We start from the raw sequence: 18,360 nt of genomic DNA on the forward strand, positions 1-18,360 counted from the left end.
TCGCAGAAGTAAACAGGGAGACCGCCGTGTTTGGCTGGTTCGAAAAACTCGTCGATCCGTTTCCGCAGAGCCCGGCGCCTCAGCCGCCCAAGGGCTTCTTCGCCTTCGTCTGGGCCGGCTCGCACGGGATGCGCAAGCTGGTGGTGGTGCTCATCGTCCTGACGGCCGCCATCGGCGCGTTCGAGGCGCTGCTGTTCTCGATGCTCGGCTCCGTGGTGGACTGGCTCAGCCAGGTGCCGCCCTCGCAGTGGTGGGCCACGCAGAAGGACAAGCTGCTGATGCTCGCCGGCATCCTGCTGGCCAGCCCGCTGCTGATCGCGCTGCAGTCGCTGAGCAAGTACCAGGGCCTGTCCAGCAACTTCCCGATGCGGCTGCGCTGGAACTACCACCGCCACCTGCTCGCGCAGAGCATGAGCTTCTACCAGGACGAGTTCGCCGGACGCGTCTCGGCCAAGCTGATGCAGACGGCGCTGGCCGTGCGCGAATGCTGGCTGATCGTCACCGACATCCTGGTCTTCATCACGATCTACTTCGTGACGATGCTGGGCGTGGTCGGCAGCTTCGACCTGACGCTGCTGATCCCCTTCCTGGGCTGGCTGGCCTGCTACATCGTCGCGCTGACCTATTTCGTGCCGCGCCTGGGCAAGGCCGCGTCCGCGCAGGCCGACGCGCGCAGCCTGATGACGGGCCGCATCACCGACGCCTACACCAACATCAGCACCGTCAAGCTGTTTTCGCACTCGAACCGCGAGGCCGGTTTCGCGCGCGGCGCGATGCAGGACTTCCTGGCGACGGCCTACCGCCAGATGCGGCTGATCAGCGGCTTCGAGATCGTCAACCACGCGCTGTCGATGGGCCTGATCGCCTCGACGGCCGGCATGACGGTGTGGCTGTGGACGCAGGGCCAGGTGGGCATCGGCGCGGTGGCCGCGGCCACGGCGATGGCGCTGCGGCTGAACGGGATCTCGCACTGGATCATGTGGGAGATGGCCTGCCTGTTCGAGAACATCGGCACCGTGCAGGACGGCATCACGACGCTGTCGCGGCCGATCGCCATCCAGGACGCCGGGGAAGCGAAGGCGCTGGACGTGACGCGCGGCGAGGTCCGTTTCGATCATGTGGACTTCAGCTACGGCGGCCGCAAGACGGTGCTGCACGACCTGACGCTGACGATCCGTCCGGGCGAGAAGATCGGTGTGGTGGGACGCTCCGGCGCGGGCAAGTCCACGCTGGTCAACCTGCTGCTGCGCTTCTACGACGTGGACAAGGGCCGGGTGCTGATCGATGGTCAGGACATCGCCGGCGTCACGCAGGACAGCCTCAGACGCCAGGTCGGCATGGTCACGCAGGACACCAGCCTGCTGCACCGCTCGGTGCGCGACAACCTGATGTATGGCCGGCCCGACGCCACCGAGGACGAGATGCGCACCGCCGCCGAACGGGCGGAAGCGACCGACTTCATCGACGGGCTGACCGACCCCAAGGGTCGGCAGGGCTATGACGCGCATGTCGGCGAGCGCGGCGTGAAGCTGTCCGGCGGCCAGCGCCAGCGGATCGCGATCGCCCGGGTGATGCTCAAGGACGCGCCGATCCTGCTGCTGGACGAGGCGACGAGCGCGTTGGACTCCGAGGTGGAATCCGCGATCCAGCGCAGCCTGTACCGGCTGATGGAGGGCAAGACGGTGGTGGCGATCGCGCACCGGCTCTCGACCATCGCCGCGATGGACCGGCTGATCGTCATGGACCAGGGCCGCATCGTCGAGCAGGGCGACCACGCCTCGCTGCTGGCCCAGGGTGGGCTGTACGCCAAGCTGTGGGCGCACCAAAGCGGGGGCTTCCTGGTCGAGGACGAGTCCCCCGAACAGGGCGTCGATGTGGCCCGTCCGCCTCATGGCAGCGCATCGGCGGCGAGTCATGTGATGAACGTGTCAACAACGGCAGAGGATTCCGCGTAAGCCGGCGCTGACTTATCCGCAGTGTGACGGACGCCGCACGCCACCCGTTCAAGGGGTTCGGCGGGGTTTGCCGGGCGGTGCTTGTATGGAACACTGCGCTGGCAGGTCGGACGGGAGCGCCGATCGGCTTGAGCGTCCGCCCCTGAAGGGCACGGCCCCCATGAAAGCTGAGCATATGGACAACAGCAGCGACAACACCCCGCAGTCTTCGGCCACCCCGACCCCGGTCAAGGGTTCCGTCGTCTCGCAGCGCCGCCGCCGTTTCATCCAGGCCGGCGCGGTGCCGATCGGCCTGACGCTCGCCAGCCGGCCCGCGATGGCCTGGCATTGCAATTCGACGTCGGCCTGGGGCTCGGCCATCCTGCGTGATGGCGGCGCCAGCGTGAAGGCTCGCGCGGCCGCCAAGATCGTCCAGGACAACGAGTGCTGGTACGTGACCGACTGGAAGAACAACACGGGCCGGTCGATCGTCTGCGGCGGCACGCTGCCGTGGCGCTTCGTGAATCCGAAGTTCTTCACGTCCAAGTCGGCGACCGATTACCAGTACGCCAAGGACAACCTGAAGGTCAACCAGCTGTACCCGGGCGGCCTGAATGGGGTTGTCGGCACGACGAAGGTGTTCACGCTGATCAGCGGCAGCCCGAACTCGTACGGCGCGGCGATGTGCGTCGCTCGCCTGAACACGTTGTTCGCTGGTGATGGCGCCGACAAGATCAAGCAGTGCACCTTCACCACCAGCGGCGACATGCTGGACAAGATGTCCAAGCCGAACTTCAAGCCGGCGAACTCCTCGGGCGCGGCCTGGACCACGGCCGAGATCCAGCAGTACCTGAGCGACAACTGGATCGCACGGGTCAGCTGATGCCCGGGCCGGTCTGGCATTGCCGGCAACCGATCCAAGACGTGCTGCTCACCTGGGAGGGTGAGCAGCACGCTGTCTTTTTCGACCTCGAAACCGGGGACACCCACCTGATCGCCGCGCTTGGCGCGCAACTGGCGGAGTGGCTGGCCGTCGAGCCGATGGACCGCGACCAGCTGCTGCACCGCCTGACCCACGACGTGGACTGGGACGAAATGCCCTCGCCCGAGGCCCTGGCCGAGTTGCTGAACTCGCACCTGCATCGGCTGGCCGACATTCACCTGCTCGCTGAATCGCCCGCCACGACGCCGGTGGAGGCCCTGGCGGAGGAGCCGTCCGCTTGAGGCTGCAGGACATCGACACCCCCAGGCTGCGCGCCCGGATGCGCGACGGCGGCGTGACGCTGCGCCTGTCGCCGTTCACCGTGCGCGTGCGCTCGGACATCCCGCACCTGGCCGACGACATCGCCACGATGTACCGCGACTTCGAGCTGGTCGACGAGCGCGAGTTCGTCGACTTCCATGTCGCCGTGCTGCGCAGCCCCCATTGGCTGAGCCGGCTGCAGGGCCGCGCGGAATTCTGGTTCGACGGCCAGCGCTCGTTCACGCCGCTGCCCGCGGCGCAGGCGCTGGCGATGCTCGAGTGGGGCATCAACTGGTGCATCGCCGCGCACGCCCATCAATACCTGCTGATCCATTCGGCAGTGCTGGAGCGCGGCGGCCGCGCGCTGGTGATGCCGGCCCCGCCCGGGTCGGGCAAGAGCACCTTGTGCGCAGCGCTGGCGCATCGCGGCTGGCGGCTGCTGTCGGATGAGCTCGGTCTGCTGGACCTGCGCACCGGGCTGATCCATGGCATGGCGCGGCCGATCAACCTCAAGAACGCGTCCATCCCCGTCATCAAGTCCTTCGCGCCGGAAGCGGTCTTCAGCGCGTCCATGCCCAACACCGCCAAGGGCACGGTCGCGCTGGTGCGCGCGCCGCAGGACGCGATCGATGCGCGGCTCACGCCGGCACTCCCGGCCTGGGTCGTGCTGCCGAGCTGGCGCGCCGACGCCCCCGCCCGCCTGACCCCGATCGAGCGGGCCCGCGCCTTCATGGACCTGGCCGAGCAGTCCTTCAACTACGACATCCACGGCCAGGCCGGCTTCCAGGCGCTGGGAAGGATGATCGACGGCTGCGAGTGCCTGCACTTCGAATACAGCCGGCTGGACGAGGCCGTCGCGCTGTTCGACGCGTTCACGGAGACGGCCTCGTGAGCGTCGATCGCCGCCGTCCGCTGCTGGTGCGGGTGCTGCTGCAGCCCGCCGTGGCGGCCGGGCTCAGCCTGAACGACTGGGACCTGCTGCTGCGCCAGGCGCGACGCGCCAACCTCGCGGGCAAGCTGGCCGAGCAGATGGACGCGGGCGGCTGGCTGGACACGCTGCCCGAGCCCGTGCAGCCGCATCTGCGATCCGCGCTGCTGCTGTCGCGCCGGCAGGTGCAGATGCTGCGTCGCGAGGTGGACCTGCTGCGCCAGACGCTCGCCGAGCTGCCCGGGCCGCTGATCCTGCTCAAGGGCGCGGCCTATGCGCTGGGCGGGCAGGCGGCGGCGCTGGGGCGTCTGTTCAGCGACATCGATCTGCTGATCCCCTCCGAGCAGCTGCCCCGCTGCGAGACGACGCTGCTGGTGCACGGATGGGCTTTCGACGACGAGCTCGACGCCTACGACCAGCGTTATTACCGCGAGTGGATGCACGAGCTGCCGCCGCTGCATCACGAGCGGCGCGGGACCTCGCTGGACGTGCATCACACGCTGCTGCCGCCGACCGCGCGCACGCCGCTGGACACGCGGGCGTTGTTCGAGTCGCCAAGGCCGCTGCCGGGTCTGCCGGGCGTGTTCGTGCTGCCGCCCGAGGACATGCTGCTGCACAGCGCCGCGCATCTGTTCCACGAGGGCGAGTTGCACAACGGCCTGCGCGACCTGTTCGACCTGGACGCCCTGCTGCGGGAGTTCGGCGCGATCGAGGGCTTCTGGCCGCGACTGGCGGCACGGGCTCGCCGCATCGGACTGACGAGACCGCTGTGGCTGGCGTTGCGCTACACCCGGTCCTTCCTGGACACGCCGTATCCGGATTCGCTGCCTGACGAGCTCGGCCCGCCGCCGGGCGCGCTGGCGCTCCGGCTGCTGGACTTCAGCTACGCGCGTGCGTTGCGGCCCGACCACGACAGTTGCCGGCTGCCGGGCCACGACCTGGCCGAGGGCGCGTTGTATGTGCGCTCGCACTGGTTGCGCATGCCGTTCGGGCTGCTGGCTCTGCATCTGGCGCGCAAGAGCTGGTCGCGCATGACCGCCGCGCCGAAGGCGCCTCAGGTGGATGCGCCGGGCAAACCCGCTGGCGATCGCTGACTGCCCACGCCGCTGGCCCTCACCCTTCCCTCTCCCACAAGCGGGAGAGGGCGCCATCGAGACCCGGGTCCGGGCTTTGCCGGGACGGTGGGGGCCTTCGCTTATGCTCCCACCCCATGAACCGACCCAAGCCTTTTTCCATGATCCGCGAGTTCCATCTGGCGGACTGGTTCACCCTGGGCAATGCCTTCTGCGGCGTAGGCGCGCTGTTCTCGGTGATGACCTACCTGCAGACCGGGCTCGCGCTGCACCTGTTCTACGCCTGCGCGCTGATCCCCGCCGCGCTCGTCTTCGACGTGCTCGACGGACGCATCGCCCGCTGGCGCCAGAAAAGCTCCGCGATGGGCCGTGAGCTCGACTCGCTGGCCGACGTGATCTCCTTCGGCGTCGCCCCGGCCGTCATCGCCTACGGCTGCGGCATGCAGGGCCTGTGGGACCGCGTCATCCTGGGCTTCTTCGTCGCCTGCGGCGTCTCGCGCCTGGCCCGCTACAACATCACCGCCGAATCGCTGTCCGCGGGCAGCGACAAGGTCGCGTACTTCGAAGGCACACCCATCCCGACCTCGCTGCTGCTGGTGATCGTGCTCTGGGTCGCCGCCTGGCAAGGCGCGATCGGCGAGGCGCTCTGGTTCGGCTCGGTCAAGCTGGGCGGCTTCACGCTGCATCCGCTGGTGCTGCTGTTCGCGATCTCCGGCTCGCTGATGATCAGCCGGATCCGGATTCCGAAGCTCTGACGAGCTCAGGTCCGGACCTCGCCCCAGCCCCTCAGCGCGGCCCGGTGAGGATCGCGGCCTCCTCGATCGGCGGCTTGCCGCTGCTGACGCGCGCGCGGCCCGCGGCAGCCCCCATCCCTGCGACCAACCCTCGCCCTGCGCTGCGCCTGCTCGGCGGGCACTGGCCGTCAACGCGATACCCCAGCGCGGCGGCCAGCAGGCGCTCCTGGCCATGACCCAGCTCATGGGCGAAGTCCTCCTCCACCTGACAGCCCGTCACGCCATTCGCCGCCGTGCCGCCCGGGACCAAGCCATCGGCATAGTCTGAGACGCCGCGATCGTTGGCGATCTGTCCATCGACCGCGAAATAGTCGTAGCCGCAATTGCTGCGGCCGGAGAAGACGTAGGGCTTGCCGCAGGTGGCCCCCCCGATCAGCACCACCTCGACGCCGATCCCGCGCAAGGCGTTGATCAAGGCCTCGCTGGCCGAGCAGGTCGAGCCCGTCGTGAGCATGAACACTCGCCTCAGGCCCAGCGTCGGCAACGGCCGCGCCGTGGTGCAGGCCGTGTTCTGAAAGTCGCAGCTCGTGGCCAGGAATGGCATGCGCTCGGCCGGATCGGCGCGGTGGGTGCGGAGTTTGGCGAACAGGCGGCCGGCGGTCTGCGTGGGGCCCGCCACCATGTAGGCGAGCTGGTTGGCGAGGTAGATCAGGCCGCCGCTGTTGTAGCGCAGGTCGATGACCAGGTCCCGCACGGATCGATCCCGGAATGTCTTCACCGCCTGGATCAGCGTGGATTCGGCTTTCGGGACATGGCTGTTGAACAGCAGATAACCGACCGCGGCGCCATCCGTGCCCGTCAGCACGGTGTGGGCAGGGACCGGATCCTTGGCCACGAGGGCACTCGTGAGCGTCACCTCGCGCGACACGCCCTCCTGCGAGGTCAGGGTGAATCGGCGACTGTGCCCCGCTTGGGCCGGGAACAAGGCCGCCTGCAGCACTGCCCGCGCGACCAGGTCGATCGCCACGCCGTCCACCTCGGTCACGCGATCGCCGCGCCTCACGCCGGCCAGGACGCCCGGGCCGGCCGACTCGACGAACGCTGCGTGGATGCGCCGCGGTGCGTCCCAGGACGACACGGACCAATCGATGCCGTCCCCTGGCCGGCCCAGGCCATCGACGAACGCTTTCGCCGTTGCCGAGCGCACCATGAAGCTGTAGGCATCCCGCGCCTTGTTGCTGGCGGTGCTCGCCGGCGTCAGCAGGGAACGGAAGTAGCGCACAAGCGCCGGTTCCACCGCGCCATCGCTGAACTCGGGCAGCGCGGGGTCGATCACCGGCACCTCGGTGCGCCAGAGGTAGGCCTCATCGAGGTGGGACCGGATCCAGCGCTTCTCAATCGTGAGGCTGCCCGTGCGCTGCGCGGAATCGGCCTGCGTGTTGACCGGACTGCATTGGCCGGCAAAGGCGCTGCTGGGCGGCAGCGCCTCAGCGCCGGTGGGCGATGCGGTGCCGCCGCTGTTCCCGTCCCCGCCATCGCGACCATCGCGACCATCGCGGCCGTCACGCCCATCCCGCCCGTCGCGGCCGTCCCGTCCATCGCGGCCGTCCCGGCCGTCCCGGCCGTCCCGGCCCCGCGCACCCTCTGGCGGCTTCGACTCCTTCAGCAACGCCCCGCGGACCGATGCCAGGTCCTCGCGCAGTTGCTGCGCCACGAGCGCCGCCGCCTCGGAACTCGGTTTCAGCGCGAACTCCTCGCAGCCCGAGAGCGCCATCGCGCCCACCGCACCCAGGAGCGTCATCGCGACCGCCACAGGGCGGCGCCGCTCGCCGCCGATTCGAACTTCTTGCATGACATCCCGTCGACCGCTCGACGCTTGTGAAAGAGGTTGCGTTGGTCAACATGTCTCATGGGCGGTTCATCCGTCCCTCCACGAAAAAGCCGCCCGAAGGCGGCTTGCTGTCTGTCGCGAGACCGGGGCCGGAACCCCGGGGCAGGTCAGCGCGGGACACCGACGATGCGGTTGCTGCGCGCGGCGAGCTTGCGCAGTCGCAGTTCCACCGCATCCGCGCCGATGGCCCTCGCCGTCGCTCGCGCCATGCCCGAGTCGGACGCGCGCGCCGCCGGGCAGGTGCCGTTGACGCGGAACTGCAGCGCGGCGGCGAGCATCGCCTCGTTGGGATCGCCCAGCGCGTGTTCGAAGTCATCCGAGACCGCGCAACCCTTGACACCGGTCGCGCCCGATCCCGCCGGCACGAAGCCGTCGGCGTAATCACCGAAGCCCTTGTTGTTGGTGCCGACGAACTCGATCGGGAAGTAGCTGTAGCCGCAGTTGTCCTTGGCGGTGAAGCCATACGGCTTGCCGCAGGTCGTGCCGCCGACCAGCACCACGTCGATGTCCACGCCGCGCAGGCCGTTGATCAGCGCCTCGCTGGCCGAGCAGGTGCCCGACTGCGCCAGCACGTACACGCGGCGCAGGTTCAGCGCCGGCAGCGGTTGCTGCGAGCTGCAGTTGTTGCCCACCATCAGGCAGGACGCGCTGTAGAACGGGGTCTTGGCGTCCTCGCTGTTGGTCTCGGCGCTGCGCTTGCTGTTGTAGCGCAGCTGCTCGAAGGTCTTGCCCGAGGTCGCCGTGCTGCCCGCGATCATGTAGGCCAGCTCGCTGGCGATGAACAGGTAGCCGCCGCCGTTGTAGCGCAGGTCGACGACGAGGTCGCTGACGTTGGCCGAGCGGAAGGTCTGCATCGCGCTGATCAGCTGGGCCTCGGCGGTCAGGATGTGGTCGTTGAAGACCATGTAGCCGACCTTGCCGCCATCGGACGCGGTGAGCACCTGGCTGGTGGGCACCGGCGTCTTGGTGACATTGCCCGCCACCAGCGTGACGTCGCGCGACAGCCCGCCGATGGACGTCAGCGCGAAGCGATGGCTCGCGCCGGACGTGCTGGGGAACAGCGCCGCGTTGAGCGTGTCCACGCCGGCCGCGTCGGACGCATCCGCGCTCGCGCCGTCCGCGGTCACCAGCGTGTCGCCGCGGCGTACGCCAGCGCGGTCCGCCGCGCTGCCGGGTTCCACGAAGGCCACGCGCAGGCTGCGCGGCGGCGTGGGGGACTTCATCGTCCATTCGATCCCGTAGCCGACCTCGACGCCGCCTTGCGACAGCGCGTTCCACTCGCGGGTGCTCATCGTGAAGCTGAACTGGTCCTTGCGCTTGCCGCTGCTGGTGATCGCGGGCGACAGCAACGCATCGAAGTAGTTGCTCAGCGAGCGCTCGACATCGCTGCTGCTGTAGGCCGCGGCCGAGGCGTCCACCGCCGGGACGTCCTCGCGCCAGAGATAGGCCTCATCGAAGTAGGCGCGGATCCAGTTCTTCTCGGTGGTCAGCGAACCGCTGCGGGAGCTCGCCTCCGGGTTGCCCGGCGCGCATTGCTGGGCGTAGCTGGCGCTGGGGCCGAGCGCGCCGCCGACACCGCCGCCGCTGCCGCCACCGGAATTGCCGCCGCCCGAGTTGCCGCCGCCGCTGCCGACCACCGGTGTGCCCGCCGAGCCGCCGCCGCCGCCGCAGGCGCTCAGCAGCAGGGCCCCGATCGCGCCGGCCACCGCCAGGCGCGCCACCCGCAAGATCGCGGTTCGCTTCATCTCAACTCCCTCGAAGGACTGCCGTCCATGCTTTTGTGTCTGCGGTGACACCCCCTGGGGGACACCAGCAACCTACCGAAGGGCCGATTTATAGCGGTATTTGTGGAAGAGACGACTGGCCTAAATCAGCAGTTCCGCCTTCAGGGTGACCAGTGATGCGCCTTCGCCACTGGCGACGATCCGCCATCCGAACCAATGGGGCGGGGCCGGCAGGTCCAGGGTCTGACCGGGTTCGAGCCAATGGTCCTCGGGTCGGCCGACGCGGGTGATCCACACGCGCCCTCCGAAAACCCGCAGCCGGACGGCGCGTCGCAGGCGCAACGACACCGGGCGGCCGTCGGTCGGCAGCACGACGGCGTCGGCGCCGGGCCCGGGCGGAACAAAGGTCGGCGCCGGCCAGAGCCGGAGCCGGAACGGCGGGGGGAGCAGGCGGAGCGGTTGCATGCCGTCACGATAAAAAAACGCGGTGTGGCGCTCCATCCACAGCCGTGAGCCGAGGCGAGGCATACAGCCCGCGCACAGCCGAGACCTGTGCTGGCCGGCTTCCCGCTGATCTGTATTGGTCAGCGCCGGGGCGAAACACACAGAATCGACGCATGGACGCGCCGTTGTTACCGCTGTATATGCAACTCGCTGACCGGATGGCCCGGTCGATCCGGGCGGGCACGCTCAAGCGCGGCGAGCGGCTGCCCTCGGTGCGGGAGTTGTCGGGCCAGCATGGCGTGTCGCTGTCCACGGCGGTACAGGCCTACCGATGGCTGGAGGACGCCCGGCTGATCGAGGCCCGGCCGCGATCGGGGTATTTCGTCGCGGCGCGGCCGCCGCGTCTGCCCGAGCCCCGCGTCTCGCGGCCCGACAACGCCTCGCGGATGGTGGAGCTCGACCAGCTCGGCGCCCAGGTGATGGCGCTGTCGCAGGACCCGGCCTTCGTGTCGTTCGGCGCGGCATGTCCGGGGCCGGAGCTGTTCGACCAGGACCGCGTGCGGCGCGCGATGGCGCGCGCGGTGATGCGGCACCGGGACCTGCTGTGCACCTATCCGATCGGCCCCGGCATGGAGGAGACGCGGCGCGCCGTCGCGCGCCATGCGCTGGGCCTGGGCTGCGTGCTCGATCCCGATGAGGTCGTCCTCACCAACAGCTGCCTGGAGGCGATCAGCCTGTGCCTGCGCGCCGTGTGCAAGCCCGGCGACGTGGTGGCGCTGGAGTCGCCGACGTATTACGGCTTCCTGGAGATCCTCCAGAGCCTGCACCTGCGCGCGCTGGAGATCCCCACGCATCCGCGGCACGGCATGTCGCTGGACGCGCTGCAGCTGGCCTTCGACACGCAGCAGGTGAAGGCCGTGCTGATGGTGCCCACGCTGTCCAATCCGCTGGGAGCGAGCATGCCGGTGGCCGAGCGCCGGCGCCTCGCGGGCATGCTCGCGCGGCACGACGTCGCGCTGATCGAGGACGTGCTCTACAACGACCTGTCCGAGCAGGAGGACAAGCGCCGCGCGGTGAAGTCCTTCGACACCACGGGGCACGTGATGATCTGCGGGTCCTTCTCCAAGACGATCGCGCCGGGGCTGCGGATGGGCTGGGTCGAGGCGGGACGCTGGGGCCGGGTGTTGCGTCAGACCAAGGCGGTGCAGTCGGGCGCGCAGACCAGCGTGCTCGAGCTGGCGCTGGCGGACCTGCTCACGCAGGCCGGCGGCGGCGCGGCGCTGCGGCAGTTGCGCGCGTCGATCGCCGCGCGCGTGGACGAGGCGCGGCAGCTGATCGCCGACAGCTTCCCCAAGGGCACGCGGGTGTCGGATCCGGCCGGGGGATTCATCCTGTGGGTGGAGCTGCCCGAGGCGCTGGACGCGGCGCAGCTCTACGAGGCCTGCCTGGCCGAGCACATCGTGATCGCGCCCGGGATGATGTTCTCGGCGAGCCCGCGCGTGCGCAACTGCGTGCGGCTGGGCGTCGGCGGCAAGTGGGGCCCGGAGCATCCGAAGGCGTTGAGCCGCATCGGGGCGATTGCGAGGCAGCTTCTGATGAACCCACCTGAAGAGCTCGCCGCCTGACGCGTCAACGCCTCAAACGCGTCATCCTTGCAGCCATTCGTCGTCGCTGTTGAGCCCCTTGGGCGATTTCAGGCGCGTCATCGCGGCCTCGTCCTCCAGCAGGCGCCAGCGCCACCAGTCCGTCGTGATGGACTTGATGACGGCCTCGTGGTGCGCGGCGAGCTTCTCCGGCACGCCGTCGCGCTGACGGCCCAGCAGCCGCTGGCCGAGACCCGCGCCGCGCTCACCGCCGCCGCCAAAGCTCATGTGATCGGCGCCCTCCAGCCACAGCTGCGCCTTCGCGCCGGCGGGCAGCGTGTCGTAGACCGCGCGGCGATAACGCCCGTCGCGCTCCTGACCGAGCGGATTGCCGTCCAGGCTCCCGGTCAGGCACAGCATCGGCCGCGTGATGCCCTTGATGCCGCCGGCGAAGTGCCCCGCCGACGGGCTGAACGCCGCGAAGGCCTTGAAGTGCCGCTCGTTGAGATCGGGCGCGTTGCGCGCCTGGAAATCGCGTCCGGCCACGGCCAGCGTGGTCTGGGCGCCGAAGGAATGCCCCGACATCCCCAGCGCCTCGGGCCGCACCCGGGCCCATGGTCCCTGCCCGTCCTTCTGCAGCTTGAGCAGCTGCTCGACGGCGAACTGCACGTCGTGGCCGCGTTCGATGAGCTGCTCGGCGCTCGCCGCGGCCTTCACGCCCTGCAGCCCGCCGCGCCAGATCGCGCGGTCACTGCCGGCGTGCTGCAGATGCAGCGTGCCGATGCCGGCCTCGGCCCAGGCCTGCGCCCATTCGGTGCCGCCATCCAGGCTGCCGCCCAGCCCATGCGAGAACACCACCAGCGGCACCGGCCCATTGCCCTCGGGCAAGCGTAGCCGCCAGGGGATGTCGCGCAGCCGGGATTGATCCCGGAAGCTGCCTTGCGTGATGCCAGCCGTGCCCGCCGTGCCAGGCTCCGCGGCGAAGGCCGCGCGCCACGGCGAGAGCGCAAGCGCCGCACCGCCCAGCCCGATCGCCGAGGCACGCAGCAGCGCGCGCCGGGTCGGGGAGAGGTCATTCGCGTCGTTCAGGAAAAGGAGATCCATTCGTCGATTCTGCACAAGCGTCATGCCGCCGGGCGGGGCAGATCCCGTTCCCGCGTCGGGGGCACCGGCTTCAGGCGCAGCGCCCAGCTCACGCCGCCCACGAGCAGCACCACGCCCGCCGCGCCCAGCAGCGGCGGCCACTCGCCGCGATGCAACTGTGCGTAAGCCAGCGCCGCGAGCGTCTCGAAGACGATCAGCTGACCCACCAGTGTCGTGGGCAGACGCTGGCTGGCCTCGTTCCAGCACAGCGTGCCGAGCCAGGAGGCGAAGAGGCCCACGACCACCATGAGCCCAACGTAGGGCCACAGGCGGGGGCCCGTGGGGAAGTCGAAACCGGCCGGCAGCAGCGGCAAGCCCGCGCCGTCGGCGATCCACAGCACCGCGAACGACAGCGCGGCCATCGGCAGCGTCACCAGTCCCTGCGCGGTCGCCCAGGCCCGCGGGCTGCGATCGCCGTGCGCGCGCAACCAGTCGGCATTGCGGATCGGATACCAGGTCCAGCAGGCCAGCGCGATCAGCGCCAGCCCCGCGCCCTGGAGGTAGCGGCTCAGGTCCTGCGGCGCGAGCGCGGCCTGCTCGACCTGGTTCACACAGCCGATGCCCAGCGCGATCAGCACCAGCGCGGGCGCCAGGTCGCGCCAGCGGTAATGCCCGTCGCGCGCCGCGTTGCGGTGGTTGGCGCACAGCGCGATGACCACCGGCAGCGTGCCGATGATCATCGTCGGCAGCGGCCCGCCGGCGCGCTGGATCGCCGCGGCGAGGGTCAGGTAGTAGAGGAAGTTGCCGATCGCGCTGAGCTGGATCGCATCGCGCCAGTCCGCGCGCGTGAGCCGGCGCAGCTCGCGCCAGTCGAACAGCGCCAGCGGCACCGCGAGCAGCCCGAAGGCCAGGTAGCGGCCGGCCATCAGCATGGCGGCGGGGTAGTCCGGCAGCAGCAGCGGCGTGACGAACACCAGGCCCCACATCAGGCCGGCGGCGAGCGCGAAGAGAAATCCGGACAGCATCCGCGCAGTGTCGCGCGCGCTCAGCCCCGGCGTCTTGTACCGAGTTGCTGCTGGTAGCGGGCCGGCGTCACGCCGTAGCGCCGCGAGAAGCTCCGCGTGAGGTGCGCCTGGTCGGTCAGCCCGACCGCGGCGGCCACCTGCGCCGGGGCGTGTCCGGCGGCGAGCTGCCGCTTGGCCTCGTTGAGCCGCAGCGCCATCAGCGCCTGCTGGGGCGTCGCATGGTGCTGCGCCTTGAAGCTGCGCAGGAAGTGGAAGGGGCTGAGGCCCGCGACAGCGGCCAGCCGGCCCGTGTCCAGCGATTCGTCCAGGTGCGCGCGCATGTGGTCGATGACCGCCTCGAAACGCGGCGCCGCGCCGTCCGGACGCACCGATGCGCGATGCGCGTGCCGGCTCAGGCCCTGCACCAGATCGAGCAACGCGCTGTCGAAGGCCAGCGGCTCGCGCGCCTGCCAGAGCGTGGCGATCAGCTCGGCGGCACGCGTGGCCGCCACCGCGTCGTGCGCGACGGCCGCATCGAAACGCCAGGCCGGGCCGCCGTAGAGCTCGGACAGCAGCCCCTCGTCGAGGTAGACCATGCGATAGCCCCAGGCGTCCTCGGTGGCGGCCTCGCCGGTGTGGATGTCCTCGGGGTTCATCAGCATCAGCGTGGCGCGCGGCGCCAGATGCTCGCCGCCGCGCCAGCGGAAGCGACCGACGCCGCCGGTGATCGCGCCCAGGCCGTAGGCCTCGTGCGTGTGCGGCTCGAAGCTGTGGCGCAGGATCCGGGCGTGATAGAGCTCGACGCCCTCGCGATGCGCGGGGCGGCGGTACTGGGCCTGATCCTCGGGATGCTCGAACACCTTGGGCATGGGCGCGAGTCTATGCCCGCGCCCTGGCGAGACCGCATGGCCAGCCTTCGTTGCTGGGGAATGCCGGCTGCGCCCGCGCTCAGAGCAGCCCCGGCGTCATCCCCGTCCAGCGCTTGAACGAGCGCCGGAAGTTGCTCTTGTCGTTGAAGCCCAGCGAGCGCGCCACCGCCTCGCCACGCTGGCCGCGCAGCGTCATCAGGTAGAGCGCCGCGTGCACGCGGACCTGATCGAGCTGCGCCTGGTGATGGGTGCCGAGCTGCGCCAGCTGCCGCTTCAGCGTCGCCGGGCTGACGCCGAAGCGACGCGCGCTGCGCTCCAGCGAGGGATCCCCGCCGATCTCGGCGAGCAGGTGGTCGTACAGCGCCGCGAGCAGGCCGCGGCGGCCCGCGTCCGGGTCGGCGCCCTGCGTGAGCGCGCCCGCGGCCAGCGCGGGCCGTCCGGGCGCGGCGCCGGGCCAGGGCGTCGTCGCGGCCGCGAGCGGCAGGCGCATCGCGTCGACCTGGCAGCCGAAATGCAGCGTGGGTCCCAGGTAGGCCGCGTGCTGCGACAACTCCCGGGGCCGCGTGCGGTTGAAGCTGAAGGTCCATGGCAAGGTCCGTCCGCCGCCCAGCCACTGCGCCATCGCGACGACGGCGCTCATCTGCATGTCCACGAGCAGCGGCTGCAGACTGGCCGGCGCGCCGTTGGCCTCGGTCCACACGAGCACCAGTTCATCGGCGGTCTCGATCAGGCGCGGCGTCAGGAGCGGCGACAGCCGCGCCGGCCACTCGCACAGCACGCGCAGCGCCTGGCGCAGATCCCCGGCCTGCTGCAGCGCCTGGCTGGCCAGCCCGTAATGCCCGGGCAGGCTCAACGGCCCGACGACGAAGCCCACATCGCGGGCCAGCGGCTGCAAGGCCGCCAGCATCGACAGCAGCTGCCGCGGCGACAGCATCTGACCGGGCGTGACGCCGCAGCGGTCCAGCCATTCCGACGGCGCCAGGCCCCGGCTGCGCGCGAACTCCGCGAGCAGCGCGCCCTGGTAGGCCCAGGGCAGCACGGCGTGATCGGCGCCGTAATGCGGCGCGGCGCGCGAGGGCAGTGCGTGACGCAAGGCCGTCAGGGCGTCGCTCGAATCGTGGGGATCCCCGATGTCCAGGCCAGGCGCGCTCATCGCAGCCGCTCCAGCAGCCGCAGCAGCTGCCGCTCGGGATCCTCGACCGGATCCAGCATCGCGCTGGCCATGCGCGCGCCGAGTCGCGCTCGCGTGCGGCCATCGGCGCATGGATGCACATGCGCGCTCAAGGCCGCGAGGAGGTCGCCCGGCAGCGCCGAATCGGCGTCGGGCAGCAGGGCCACGAAACGATCGGCGGCGTAGCGGCACAGCAGGTCGCCGTCGCGCAACTGCAGCAGCAGCAGCGGACCCGTGGCCTGCAGCAGCCGGTCGGCCTCCGCGAGGCCATGCTGGCGCGCCAACGCGGGCAGGTCCTGCCAGCCGAGCATCACGAGGGTCGCGCCCGATGAGCTCGACGATCCCGGAGCGCCCGGACTCCTCGCCTGCTCGGCACGGATCTGATCCAGCAGATACGCCGCATCGCCCAGCTGCGTCAGGCCATCGATCTGCGTGTGCTCGCGATAGCCGCGCTCGCGGCCGGCGCGCAGCGCGTTCAGCGCGAGCTGCTCCTGGCGCCACAGGTGCAGCCCGAAGGTCAGCGCGCCCATGCCGACGACGTGGAAGCCCGATTCCATGCCCATCAGCAGCGTGAACGCGCGCGGCAGCTTCCAGAATTCGTCCATCAGATCGGCCCAGCCGCCGAGCAGCATGCCCGCCAGGCCCAGGCACAACCAGGTGGTGACGCGGCCCGCGGGCCGGCTCGCGCGCAGCTGCACCAGCCACAGCGCCAGCATCGCCACGATCAGCGACTCGCCCAGGATGTCGATCCAGCGCCAGATCGCCAGCGGCTTGGCCACGGCCCAGTAACCGAAGGCCCAGGTCATGGCGGCCATCGCCAGCAGCAGCACGTGGCCGAAATGGCGCGATCCCGCCACCGGCGCGAGCACCAGCGCCGGTCGGGGCAGCACGAGTTTCATGGCGCGCGATGCTAGGTGGCTTGTGTGACGGTGCTGTCACACGCGGCCGCCCGGGGTCGGATCGGCTCACGAACGCCCCGCGCCCCCCACTCATTGCGCCCCGTGGCTCGCCACACTCCCCGGAGCGCCTCATGCGTCGACCTTCCTTCCGACCCCGCCTGTTGCCTGCCCTCTCCGTCCTGCTGGTGCCGCTGTGCGCAACGGCGACGAGCGACCCCTTCGTCAACCGCACCGCCCCCCCCATCGCCCCTCCCACGCCGACGATGTGCGGCAACGAGCCGATGCCCGCCATCGAGCCCATCTACACGCTGGTATGCGCGCTGGACAAGGGCGTGTCGCCCGACACGGGACGGGACCAGGGCGACGCGATCCGCGCGGCGCTCGAGTCGCTGATCAGCAGCGAATCCGGCCTGTATTTCCCGCAAGGCCAGTACGTCGTGCGCGGGAGCCTTGAGCTGCGCACGGGCAACGTGCTGGTGGGCAGCCGTTCGGGCGTGGCCCACTTCATCAATGACCAGCCGGCCACGACCGCCATCACGCACACGCTTCACAGCGCCAAGACGATCCTCGTGGAGGGCCTGGTGCTGGACAACATCGCGATCCAGTTCCTGCATGCAGGCACCAGCGTGGCCCGCTACAACGGCCTGCTCGGCACGCGCTCCGCGAATCCGCAGATCTCCACCATCGGCGCGGATCAGATCCTGGGCAACGTGCTGTGGCGCGAAGCCGCGTTTCCCGGCGAGGGCATCAGCGCCCCGCTCGGGACCGGCGCACGGATCGAGGGCAACCTGCTGGGCATCGACGACCCCCGTGCGACGCTCAGCGGGCCGATCGGCGGCCTCAAGAAGGACGTCCAGGCCCGCACGCGGCGGCTCATCAAGCAGATGTCCCTGCTGACCGCGCCGATCGGTGCGGGCGCCGTGGCCTCGCAGGGCCGCGGTCATTTCACCGAGGCGTTGCGGGTTGGGCGGACCACCGACACGAGGATCCTTAGCAACGACATCGCGGTGAACAGCGTCAGCACGTCCCTCAGCGGCCCCCAATGGGCGGCCCGGGTGCGAGACAGCCAGGGTCTCACGCTGGCGGCTAACCGCTTCACGACCGTGGGCGCGGCCGGCACGGCGGATGCGGTCCTCGAGCTCGTGGCGCCTCAGAACAGCCGCGTCGCCTGGAACCGGATGGATCGCGTGCCCTTGCTGCTGAGTCCCGACTCGAGCAGTCAGCGGCCGACCAAGCAGACGGTCGTCAACAAGAACGAGCTGACCAACGCCGTGATCCACGTCACCCAGCCCGTCACCGGCGACGATGCGGCCAGCACGACGATCAACGACCTTCGTTTCGTCTACAACGACTTCAACACCGCGGACCCGACCCAGTGCCTGATCGACGCGCCAATCCCCAGTCAGCCCGGCAGGACCTTCGGTGAGGCGGGCAACACGCGCAACCCGGGCGGTGAACCGGCCAAGACCTGCAACCTGCGCCCGTGGGTACCACCCAGCGACAGTGTCCGGCCCCTGCCGATCGACCCGCCGCCGGCCCCTCCCCCGCTCGTCCCGGGTGGGGAGGTCTCGCCGGATCTTTCCAACCGCACCGGCGTGGAGGAACCGGAGCGCATCAGCCACCGCGATCCGCCAGCGACCACGCCGGACGAGCCCCGCAAGCCCTGGCACAAGCGCATGGGTGAGCGCCTGAAGAAGGCGTGGAAGAAGGTGTTCTGACTCGCGCGCTGACGCGCCGGTGAGCCGGTGCCGAGGGGGTCATATCGGCTCATGGGACCCCG

The 18,360-nt window shown here is 70.3% G+C and carries 16 protein-coding genes; 8 read left to right on the plus strand and 8 right to left on the minus strand.

Annotation, left to right across the window (positions count from 1 at the left end):
* Positions 1–26: 26 nt before the first annotated feature.
* The 6 genes from ACNI65_RS22135 to pssA all read left to right on the plus strand — a co-directional run bounded on the left by ACNI65_RS22135 (position 27) and on the right by pssA (position 5,933).
* Positions 27–1,955 carry an ABC transporter ATP-binding protein gene (locus ACNI65_RS22135; RefSeq protein ID WP_416759425.1) on the plus strand — a complete coding sequence of 643 codons (1,929 nt, stop codon included), beginning with the start codon at positions 27–29 and terminating at the stop codon, positions 1,953–1,955.
* 160 nt (positions 1,956–2,115) lie between these two features.
* Entirely contained in the window at positions 2,116–2,817 is a 702-nt protein-coding gene (locus ACNI65_RS22140) for a hypothetical protein (protein ID WP_416759426.1), read from the plus strand.
* Positions 2,818–2,858: 41 nt separating this feature from the next.
* Positions 2,859–3,158 (plus strand): HPr-rel-A system PqqD family peptide chaperone, encoded by a 300-nt coding sequence (locus ACNI65_RS22145; RefSeq protein ID WP_416759427.1) that lies wholly within the window; start codon positions 2,859–2,861, stop codon positions 3,156–3,158.
* Positions 3,155–4,069, plus strand: coding sequence for an HprK-related kinase A (locus tag ACNI65_RS22150; protein WP_416759428.1), 915 nt, complete (start codon positions 3,155–3,157; stop codon positions 4,067–4,069). Before ACNI65_RS22145 ends, ACNI65_RS22150 begins: the two co-directional genes overlap by 4 nt.
* Complete coding sequence (locus ACNI65_RS22155; RefSeq protein ID WP_416759429.1) at positions 4,066–5,199, plus strand: nucleotidyltransferase family protein; 1,134 nt, start codon at positions 4,066–4,068, stop codon at positions 5,197–5,199. The genes ACNI65_RS22150 and ACNI65_RS22155 overlap by 4 nt, the downstream gene beginning before the upstream one ends.
* Positions 5,200–5,315: 116 nt before the next feature.
* On the plus strand, positions 5,316–5,933 hold the full coding sequence (pssA, locus tag ACNI65_RS22160) for a CDP-diacylglycerol--serine O-phosphatidyltransferase (RefSeq protein WP_416759430.1): 618 nt from the start codon (positions 5,316–5,318) through the stop codon (positions 5,931–5,933).
* A 31-nt stretch (positions 5,934–5,964) separates the two neighbouring features.
* On the opposite strand, the gene ACNI65_RS22165 is transcribed toward pssA, so the two are convergent.
* The 3 genes from ACNI65_RS22165 to ACNI65_RS22175 form a co-directional block, all read right to left on the minus strand.
* Positions 5,965–7,764, minus strand: coding sequence for a S41 family peptidase (locus ACNI65_RS22165; RefSeq protein WP_416759431.1), 1,800 nt, complete (start codon positions 7,762–7,764; stop codon positions 5,965–5,967).
* Positions 7,765–7,910: 146 nt separating this feature from the next.
* Positions 7,911–9,548, minus strand: coding sequence for a S41 family peptidase (locus ACNI65_RS22170; RefSeq protein WP_416759432.1), 1,638 nt, complete (start codon positions 9,546–9,548; stop codon positions 7,911–7,913).
* 120 nt (positions 9,549–9,668) lie between these two features.
* Complete coding sequence (locus ACNI65_RS22175) at positions 9,669–10,028, minus strand: DUF2917 domain-containing protein (protein WP_416759434.1); 360 nt, start codon at positions 10,026–10,028, stop codon at positions 9,669–9,671.
* 116 nt (positions 10,029–10,144) lie between these two features.
* Here ACNI65_RS22175 and ACNI65_RS22180 point away from each other — a divergent pair, with 116 nt between their 5' ends.
* Positions 10,145–11,596: a PLP-dependent aminotransferase family protein gene (locus ACNI65_RS22180; protein WP_416759435.1), complete on the plus strand. Its 1,452-nt coding sequence runs from the start codon at positions 10,145–10,147 to the stop codon at positions 11,594–11,596.
* A gap of 21 nt (positions 11,597–11,617) precedes the next feature.
* Here ACNI65_RS22180 and ACNI65_RS22185 read toward each other — a convergent pair whose 3' ends face one another.
* The 5 genes from ACNI65_RS22185 to ACNI65_RS22205 form a co-directional block, all read right to left on the minus strand.
* Entirely contained in the window at positions 11,618–12,658 is a 1,041-nt protein-coding gene (locus ACNI65_RS22185) for an alpha/beta hydrolase family protein (RefSeq protein WP_416759436.1), read from the minus strand.
* A 20-nt stretch (positions 12,659–12,678) separates the two neighbouring features.
* Entirely contained in the window at positions 12,679–13,662 is a 984-nt protein-coding gene (locus ACNI65_RS22190) for a DMT family transporter (RefSeq protein WP_416759438.1), read from the minus strand.
* 20 nt (positions 13,663–13,682) lie between these two features.
* Positions 13,683–14,510, minus strand: a complete 828-nt coding sequence (locus tag ACNI65_RS22195; protein ID WP_416759440.1) for an AraC family ligand binding domain-containing protein — start codon at positions 14,508–14,510, stop codon at positions 13,683–13,685.
* A gap of 79 nt (positions 14,511–14,589) precedes the next feature.
* Positions 14,590–15,663, minus strand: a complete 1,074-nt coding sequence (locus tag ACNI65_RS22200; protein WP_416759441.1) for an AraC family transcriptional regulator ligand-binding domain-containing protein — start codon at positions 15,661–15,663, stop codon at positions 14,590–14,592.
* Entirely contained in the window at positions 15,660–16,580 is a 921-nt protein-coding gene (locus tag ACNI65_RS22205) for a GGDEF domain-containing protein (protein ID WP_416759443.1), read from the minus strand. Before ACNI65_RS22205 ends, ACNI65_RS22200 begins: the two co-directional genes overlap by 4 nt.
* Before the next feature lie 131 nt (positions 16,581–16,711).
* Between ACNI65_RS22205 and ACNI65_RS22210 the strand changes: the two genes are divergently transcribed.
* Entirely contained in the window at positions 16,712–18,298 is a 1,587-nt protein-coding gene (locus ACNI65_RS22210) for a hypothetical protein (RefSeq protein WP_416759444.1), read from the plus strand.
* Positions 18,299–18,360 lie beyond the last annotated feature (62 nt).

Origin of the sequence: Roseateles sp. So40a, from assembly GCF_048081605.1 — a bacterium.
In the GTDB taxonomy this organism is placed as follows: Bacteria; Pseudomonadota; Gammaproteobacteria; order Burkholderiales; family Burkholderiaceae_C; genus Roseateles.

Coding starts and splice junctions, on each gene's coding strand:
- ACNI65_RS22175 (WP_416759434.1), bottom strand. CDS start 10,028: ATGGAGCGCCACACCGCGTTTTTTTATCGTGACGGCATGCAACCGCTC.
- ACNI65_RS22170 (WP_416759432.1), bottom strand. CDS start 9,548: ATGAAGCGAACCGCGATCTTGCGGGTGGCGCGCCTGGCGGTGGCCGGC.
- ACNI65_RS22165 (WP_416759431.1), bottom strand. CDS start 7,764: ATGCAAGAAGTTCGAATCGGCGGCGAGCGGCGCCGCCCTGTGGCGGTC.
- ACNI65_RS22210 (WP_416759444.1), top strand. CDS start 16,712: ATGCGTCGACCTTCCTTCCGACCCCGCCTGTTGCCTGCCCTCTCCGTC.
- ACNI65_RS22180 (WP_416759435.1), top strand. CDS start 10,145: ATGGACGCGCCGTTGTTACCGCTGTATATGCAACTCGCTGACCGGATG.
- ACNI65_RS22205 (WP_416759443.1), bottom strand. CDS start 16,580: ATGAAACTCGTGCTGCCCCGACCGGCGCTGGTGCTCGCGCCGGTGGCG.
- ACNI65_RS22185 (WP_416759436.1), bottom strand. CDS start 12,658: ATGGATCTCCTTTTCCTGAACGACGCGAATGACCTCTCCCCGACCCGG.
- pssA (WP_416759430.1), top strand. CDS start 5,316: ATGAACCGACCCAAGCCTTTTTCCATGATCCGCGAGTTCCATCTGGCG.
- ACNI65_RS22195 (WP_416759440.1), bottom strand. CDS start 14,510: ATGCCCAAGGTGTTCGAGCATCCCGAGGATCAGGCCCAGTACCGCCGC.
- ACNI65_RS22190 (WP_416759438.1), bottom strand. CDS start 13,662: ATGCTGTCCGGATTTCTCTTCGCGCTCGCCGCCGGCCTGATGTGGGGC.
- ACNI65_RS22200 (WP_416759441.1), bottom strand. CDS start 15,663: ATGAGCGCGCCTGGCCTGGACATCGGGGATCCCCACGATTCGAGCGAC.
- ACNI65_RS22140 (WP_416759426.1), top strand. CDS start 2,116: ATGAAAGCTGAGCATATGGACAACAGCAGCGACAACACCCCGCAGTCT.